We start from the raw sequence: 7667 nt of genomic DNA on the forward strand, positions 1-7667 counted from the left end.
GGCCATATCCGGGTGGAAGGCTACGAACTGCTGAAGGCCTTCGCGGGCAACAGCACCCACGAGATGGCCATCGACATCCCGGTGTTTGCCAACACCCAGGACATGGACGTGCTGTCTGCCCAGGTCGACGCCCTGCTCGACACGCAGACCCTCTGGGGCTACCTGATCGACGGCCATGGCCTGTACGCCTGGGGCCGCGACATGGCCGAAGCACGGCGGCACATGGAAGCGTTCGAATTCCTGCTGCACTGCGAGCTGGAGCTGCGCAAGCTGCGCCGCTGAAGTTTCCGGCACGGCCAGATGCCGTTCTGGAATCAGGCCATCAATGCCACCCTGCTACCCTGTCCTTCCCCGAGACGTTCAAGCTGCCGCCATGAGCCGACTGCGCATCTACGACGATACCCATCCCGAATCGCCGCTGCTGGACACCCAGGACGGCGCGATCATCGCTGCCGAACTGCAGAAGATCGGCGTCACCTTTGAGCGCTGGCAGGCCACCGCGCCGGTCGCCCCGGGCGCAAGCCAGGACGAAGTGTTCGCCGCCTACCGCGCCGACATCGACCGCCTGGTTGCCGAACGCGGCTTCAAGAGCGTGGACGTGGCCTCGATCGCCCCGGACAACCCGAACCGCGCCGAGCTGAGGAAGAAATTCCTCGACGAACACTTCCACAAGGAAGACGAAGTACGCTTCTTCGTCGCCGGCTCGGGCCTGTTCACCCTGCACGTGGGCGACAAGGTCTATGAGATCGAGTGCGTGAAGGATGACCTGATCGCCGTGCCCGACGGCACCACCCACTGGTTCGACATGGGTGATGAGCCSAGCTTCGTGGCGATCCGCTTCTTCACCGAACCGGATGGCTGGGTCGGTCACTTCACCGGCACCGACATCGCGCAGAAATTCCCCCGCTACATTCCGACCCAGGCGTCCTGATCAATGCAGCCCCGCGTCATCCTGACCGACATCGAAGGCACCACCAGCAGCATCTCATTCGTCAAGAACGTGCTGTTCCCGTACGCACGCCAGGCGCTGCCCGGCTTCGTCGCCGACCATGGCCAGCAACCGGAGGTGCGTCGCTGGCTGGATGCAGTCGCCACCGAGATCGGCGGCGCCTGCCAGGACAGCCTGGTGGCCGAGACGCTGCAGGGCTGGATCGACCAGGACCGCAAGCACACCGCACTGAAGGCCCTGCAGGGGCTGATCTGGGACGCAGGCTACCGTCGTGGCGACTACACCGCGCACTTCTACCCGGAGGTTGCGCCGGTGTTGAAGGGGTGGCACGCCTCGGGCCTGCCGCTGTATGTGTACTCCTCCGGATCGGTGCCGGCGCAGAAGCTGTTCTTCGGCTTCAGCGACGCCGGTGACCTGAGTCCGCTGGTGTCGGGCTGGTTCGATACCGAAGTCGGTGGCAAGCGCGAGGCCGACAGCTACCGCCACATCGTGCAGGCCATCGGCGTTCCCGCTGGCGAGATCCTGTTCCTGTCCGACGTGGTCGAGGAACTGGACGCCGCCCGCGAAGCCGGCCTGCAGACACGCCTGATCGATCGCCTGGACGACTACCCGATGCCGCGCATCGGCGACGCCGCCAACGGCCATGATCGCGTCGAGAACTTCCAGCAGATCCAGCTGTAAGGCCATCCGCTTTGGTGAATGCCAACCTTGGTTGGCATGCTTCTGATGTGCCAACCAAGGTTGGCACCTACCAAGGGCAGATCCGCTTCTGATGTGCCAACCAAGGTTGGCACCTACCAAGGCGGGTAGACGGCGCTGCTCAACGATCGTTGAGGGTCTTCACCTTCAACGCCTCGCGCAGCGCAGCCAGATCCACCGGGCCACGCACGGCGATGTCGCGGGTTTCGCCCGGCAGCAGGTCCAGCAGGTTGTCTTCCACCTGCACGTCGAGCGCGCCGAAATCGATCCAGGCTGCGCGCACCAGCGCAGCGCTGTGCAGCCGCAGGCGATAGTGGTCACCGTCGATCGCCAGCGTTGACGTCAACTGCTGGCGTGGCAGCACCTGATCCTTTGCTTCGACGAAGCCGACCACCTGCCGTGCCGTCACCTTGCCATCCTGCAGCAGTTCGAACACCGCCACCGTCCGCGCCGGATCGGCACCGACCAGCAGCTCGGCATCCGCGTAGGTGCCGATATCGATCACCCCGGCGGCGGCCAGGGTCATCGCCTGCTCGCGACGGCGCAGCACCTTGCCCTCAACGTCCATCACCCGCAGGCGCCAACGTGCATCCAGCGCGGCACCATCATTGATCAGGCGCACGCGCGTACCGCCTTCATCGCGCAGTGCGGCCACCGTAACCGGCGCGAAGAAGCGCCGCGCGGCATAGTGCAGCGCCTTCCAGCGACCGAAGTAGTCGACGCTCGACCACGATGCTCCCGGCCAGACATCGTTGAGCTGCCAGTACAGCGAGCCCATCGTGTAGGGCCGCGAAGCGCGATGGTGCAGCGCCGCCAGGGCGATGCCATCGGCCTGCATCACCTGGCTCAGGTAGACGAAGTCCTCGAAGTCCTTCGGCGTGCCGTAGCCCAGCTCGATGTAGTGCAGCAGGCGTGCATTGCCCTCGCCGGCCATGAACTTCTGGTGCGCACGGATCACCGGGCTGTCGATGCGCTGTTCGGCACGGGTGGCAATCTGGTCCACCGTCGCCACCGCTGGCCAGGCCTGCAGGCCATACTCGGACATGAAGCGCGGGGTCTCGCGCAGATACGCCTGCACCGGCAATGCCGGATTGCCCCACACCTGCCAGTAATGCTTGTCGCCACGGGTGGAGTCGTTGGCCTTCTCGTCCAGGTCGTTGCTGGGCGAACTGGACCAGTACGGCACGCCCAACCCATCTTCGCTCACCACCTGGCGCAGGTCGTTGCCGAACAGGTCAACGTAGCCCTGCCAGACCTTCGCTGCGAACGCCGGATCGGCGGACTTCAGGTCACGGCCGTGGCCCCAATCCTTCCACGCGGTTTCTTCTTCGTTGTTGCCACACCACAGCACGATGCTGGGATGGTGGCGCAGCCGGCGCACGTTGTCGCGCGCCTCGGCGACCACGCTGGCGCGGAATGCCGGGTCGTAACCCGGCTGCATGCCACCGCCGAACATGAAGTCCTGCCAGACCAGCAGGCCCAGTTCGTCGGCGATGTCGAAGAACGCATCGTCCTCGTAGTAGCCGCCGCCCCAGTTGCGCAGCATGTTCATGTTGGCATCGCGCGCGGCGACCAGTACCTGGCGCAGGCGCGCAGCATCAACGCGCGCGGGGAAGGCGTCGAAGGGGATCACGTTCGCGCCCTTGGCGAAGATCGGCACCCCGTTGATGACGAAGGCGAAGCCCTGCCCTCCCTTGTCGTCCTGCTCGCGGCGCAGTTCGACGGTGCGCAGGCCAATGCGCTGTTCGCGTGCCAGCACCGCATCGGCACTGCCGTCCAGGCGCGCCTGCACGGTGTAGCGGTCCTGCGCACCATGGCCGACCGGCCACCAGCGCCGCGGCTTGGCCAGTTCAACCGGCACGTCCACGCTGTTCCGGCCGGGCGTCAGTTCGACCGTGCGCTGCACCCGCGCGACGCTGCGGCCGTAGGGATCGCGYACCTCGACGTCCACCGCCACCGGACCGGCGACCGCGTCCTGCTCCACCTGCAGCACTACCGCCAGCTTTGCGTTTTCTGCATCAAGCGCATCAGTGCGTACGGCCACATCGGTCAACCGATGCGCATCCCATGCCTGCMGGTCAACGCCCCGCCAGACGCCGGCAGTGACGTAGCGCGGGCCCCAGTCCCACCCGAAGTGGTACGCCGGTTTGCGAGCGAAGTTGCCAACCATCGCGTCCTTCGGTTCATCACCGTAGGGCGAAGGATAGTTGCCGGCAATCCTGTGCGGCATTGCCTGCACGCCGGCCAGCAGCGTGCGGATCGGCGAACGGAACACGATCTGCAGCTCATTGCCCTTCGCACGCAGGCGACCTTCGACGCGGGCGCGCCAGGTGCGGTGGGCATTGTCGGCGCGCAGCAGCGGCTTGCCGTTGAGCGTCACCTCGGCATAGGTGTCCAGGCCGTCGAAGCGCAGCTCGGCATGGGCCTTTGCCAAGCTGGCAGCGTCCACATCGAAACGGGCTCGGTACTCCCAGTCGGCCAGACCGATCCACTGCAGCTCGGCTTCGGGCGCACCGACGTAGGGATCGCGGATCAGCTCATGCGCCAGCAGATCGGTGTGCACGCTGCCTGGCACCGTGGCCGCGCGCCACTGCTGCAGGCCAGGATGGGCCGCGCCCTGCGCGTCACCGGGCAGCAGCCGGAACTCCCATTGCGCCTGCAGCGGTGCGGCGCCTGCGGGGAAGGCGCCAAGGGCGATCATCAACAGCAGCAGACGGACAGCGTTGGAAATGCGATGCACGTGATACTCCTGTTTTTCCGCCAGGTATGACCCGGCGCTACCAATGCCACACGCCACGGTAGCGCCGGACCACGTCCGGCGAGCGCGCAGCGCGGCAGACCTCAACGCACGACGTTCAGCACTTCGTAGCAGGCACCCATGGTGTGGTAATCCACCTTGCCGGCCGGGCTCTTCTCATCGCTGTACTTGCGGTTGTCGGCGTCGAGGATGCGGAACCATGCGCCGTATCGATGGTCGACGAAGTGCTCCCACGAGTACGCCCAGATACGGTCGTACCACTGCCAATAGCGGTCGTCGCCGGTGCGCGCGGCCATCAGCGCGGCGGTGGCCAGGGTCTCGGCCTGCACCCAGAAATACTTGTCGTCGTCACAGACGAAGCTGTCACCGCCGATCGGCGCGCCGTCCATGCCCGGCTGCCGGCGCGACTCCGGGGCGAAGCCGTAGTACAGGCCGCCGCGCACCTCGTCCCAGCTGCGCTCTACGGCAACATCGAACAGATGCTGCGCGGTCGGCACCAGCCAGTCGGCCTGCACGTGTCGGTCCAGGATCAGCAGCAGCTTGGCCCACTCGGTCTGGTGCCCCGGCTGGAAGCCCCACGGCCGGAACAGGTGCTTGGGATCGTCCAGGTTGTAGTCCCAGTCGATGTTCCAGTTGACGTCGTAGTGTTCCCAGACCAGACCGCCGGCCTTTGCCGCCTGGCGGCGGGTCATGTTGTCGGCCAGCTGCAGCGCGCGCTCGACATAGCGCTGCTCGCCACTGGACTCGAACGCGGCCAGCATCGCCTCGCACATGTGCATGTTGGCGTTCTGGCCGCGGTAGCCGGTGAAGTTCCACTGGCCGTCGGCCTCGTCCCTGTACAGGCCGTGTTCGGCTTCCCAGAAGCGCGCCYGCAGCAGCTGCCAGGTTTCGTCCATCCACGTGCGGGCTTCTTCGATGCCCGCCTTCAACGCACAGCTGTAGGCGAGCAGCACGAAGGCCACGCCGTAGCAGTGGTTCATGTCGTCCTCTACCGCACCATCGCGCAGGGTCCAGGCGTAGCCGCCGGTGGCCGGGTTGCGGTGAACCTCGCGCAGGTAGCGCACCCCGTGCTCGACCGCGTCGCGATACTCGGCGTTGCCGAATTCGCGGTAGGCCATGGCGTAGTTGAAGACGAAGCGGGTACTGCTCACCAGATGACGATGGCTGGCGTCGTAGATGCTGCCGTCGTCACGGAAGTAATGGAAGAAGCCGCCCTCCGGGTCGATGCAGCGCGGATGGTAGAACGCCATCGTGTCGGCGATGTGGGCGCGCAGGAACGCGGGGGAACGGAAATCGGGCGAGGTGCTCATGCGGGGAGATCCTGTAGCTGCAGCAGCTGCTGCACTTCATCGAACGAGGGCATCGCAGCGAACGCGCCCTTGCGGGTCACCGCCAGTGCGCCAACGGCGGCGCCGAAGCGCAGCGTGGCGGCGATCGCCTGYGGGTCCTGGCAGAACGCGGCAAAGCCCGCACCTGCCCCACCCCGCTCCAGCAGGCCAACCAGCACGCCGCCGACGAAGGCATCACCGGCAGCGGTGGTGTCCACGGTGGCGACGCGGAAACTGCTGACCTTGCCCTGCGTTTCACGGGTATACCAATGCAGCGTGGCGGCGCCGTCGGTGATGATCACCCAGCGTGCCTGCGCGGCCAGCAGGCGGCGCAGCACCAGCGCCTCGCCGTCATCGCCCAGCGGGGCGGCCAAGTAGTCCAGTTCCTCGCGCGACAGCTTGACCAGGTCGGCGCGCTCCAGCGCCTGCCACAGGCGCGGTGTCGGGTCGACATCGGCTGGCCACAGCGCCGGACGCAGGTTGAGATCCAGGCTGACCACCGCGCCGGCCGCACGCGCACGGTCCATGCCGGCGAACGTCGCTTCGGCGATGTCCGCTTCAGTCAGGCTGTTGGAACAGACGTGGAAACACTGCGCGCCATCGAAGCAGCCCGCGTGGAAATCGCTGTCACGGAACAGCAGGTCGGCCGCAGGCGGACGGTAGAAGCTGAAGCTGCGTTCGCCGCCCGCGTCCAGTGCAACGAAGGCCAGCGCGGTTTTGGCCGCGTCGGTGCGCACGATGTAGTCGGTGCCGACACCGTGTTCGCTCAGGCTCTCCGCCAGGAAGTCGCCGAACATGTCGCGGCCGAGCATGCCGACGAACTGGGTCTTCGCGCCCAGCCGCGCGGCGGCCACCGCGACGTTGGCCGGTGCACCTCCGGCGTACTGCAGGAACGCGCGCGGGGTATCGGCCGAGGCCGGCGGCTGCGCTAGTAGATCGATCAAAATTTCGCCGAAGCAGACGATGGAACCCATTTTCGACTCAGCCTCCCTGCGTGCCGGCAGCCGGCGCGCGCGCGCCGACCAGTCCGTAGAAAATGATGTAGCCGTAGCACAGCAGCGGCAGGATGAAGCTGGCCTGCACGCCGATGTGGTCAGCCAGGACGCCCTGCAGGTAAGGCACCACCGCGCCACCGACGATGGCCATGATCAGCAGGCTCGAACCCTTGCTGGTCAGCGGGCCCAGGCGCTCGATGCTGAGCGCGAAGATGGTCGGGAACATGATCGAATTGAACAGGCCGATCGCCACCACCGAGTACAGCGCGACATTGCCGGAGGTCATCATGGTCAGCGTCAGCAGGCCCACGTTGACCAGCGCGAAGATCGCCAGCAGGCGGCTCGGCGAGAAGCGCGCCAGCAGCGCCGAACCGGCGAAGCGACCGATCATCGCCATCGTCCAGTAGGCCGACACATAGTGGGTGGCTTCCTGCTCGCTGAAACCGCCGATGGTGGGCATCGACAGGTAGTTGACCAGGAAGCTGCCGATCGATACTTCAGCACCGACGTAGAAGAAGATGCCGAGCACGCCCAGCAGCAGGTGGCGCTTGCGCAGCGCATCCAGATAGCTGTGCTGATGCCCCTGGTCAGCCTGCTCGGTGGTGTCGTTCAGCGCCGGCAGGCGGAACAGGAACACGAACAGGGCCAGCAGCACCAGCGCCACGGCCAGGCCGACGTAAGGGCCCTGCACTGCGTGTGCCTCGGCGGTACGGTAGGCGAGCTGCTCGGCGGCCGGCAGCGCGGCGATCTGCTCGCCGCTCATGGCCGTGTTGGACAGGATCAGCATGCCGCCGAAGATCGGCGCGATGGCCGTACCCAGCGAGTTCAGCGCCTGCGCCAGGGTCAGGCGGCTGGAACTGGTCTGCTCCGGACCAAGCAGCGCGACATACGGGTTGGCCGCCACCTGCAGCACGGTGATGCCGGTGGCCAGCACGAAC

7 protein-coding genes are annotated in these 7667 nt (G+C 66.4%); 3 read left to right on the forward strand and 4 right to left on the reverse strand.

The annotated features are described in order from the left end of the window. The 3 genes from AC1VAN_RS06035 to mtnC all read left to right on the forward strand — a co-directional run. Positions 1 to 282, forward strand: a 282-nt coding sequence (locus tag AC1VAN_RS06035) for a class II aldolase/adducin family protein (RefSeq protein ID WP_480985454.1), incomplete at its 5' end; no start/stop codon positions are given. Positions 283 to 373: 91 nt separating this feature from the next. Next, positions 374 to 931 (forward strand): 1,2-dihydroxy-3-keto-5-methylthiopentene dioxygenase, encoded by a 558-nt coding sequence (locus tag AC1VAN_RS06040; RefSeq protein ID WP_025874787.1) that lies wholly within the window; start codon positions 374 to 376, stop codon positions 929 to 931. A gap of 3 nt (positions 932 to 934) precedes the next feature. Then, positions 935 to 1630: an acireductone synthase gene (mtnC, locus tag AC1VAN_RS06045; protein WP_032975514.1), complete on the forward strand. Its 696-nt coding sequence runs from the start codon at positions 935 to 937 to the stop codon at positions 1628 to 1630. Between the two features lie 139 nt (positions 1631 to 1769). Here the strand turns inward: mtnC and AC1VAN_RS06050 are convergent, their stop codons facing one another. The 4 genes from AC1VAN_RS06050 to AC1VAN_RS06065 all read right to left on the reverse strand — a co-directional run. Continuing rightward, positions 1770 to 4349, reverse strand: coding sequence for a beta-mannosidase (locus AC1VAN_RS06050; protein WP_480985457.1), 2580 nt, complete (start codon positions 4347 to 4349; stop codon positions 1770 to 1772). Positions 4350 to 4489: 140 nt separating this feature from the next. Then, positions 4490 to 5716 carry an AGE family epimerase/isomerase gene (locus AC1VAN_RS06055; protein ID WP_480985455.1) on the reverse strand — a complete coding sequence of 409 codons (1227 nt, stop codon included), beginning with the start codon at positions 5714 to 5716 and terminating at the stop codon, positions 4490 to 4492. Continuing rightward, on the reverse strand, positions 5713 to 6708 hold the full coding sequence (locus AC1VAN_RS06060) for a carbohydrate kinase family protein (RefSeq protein ID WP_313445406.1): 996 nt from the start codon (positions 6706 to 6708) through the stop codon (positions 5713 to 5715). The genes AC1VAN_RS06055 and AC1VAN_RS06060 overlap by 4 nt, the downstream gene beginning before the upstream one ends. 7 nt (positions 6709 to 6715) lie before the next feature. Beyond that, positions 6716 to 7667: sugar MFS transporter (locus AC1VAN_RS06065; protein ID WP_480985456.1), on the reverse strand; the 952-nt coding region annotated here is incomplete at its 5' end.

It is taken from the genome of Stenotrophomonas sp. 05L44_2 (genome assembly GCF_056665995.1).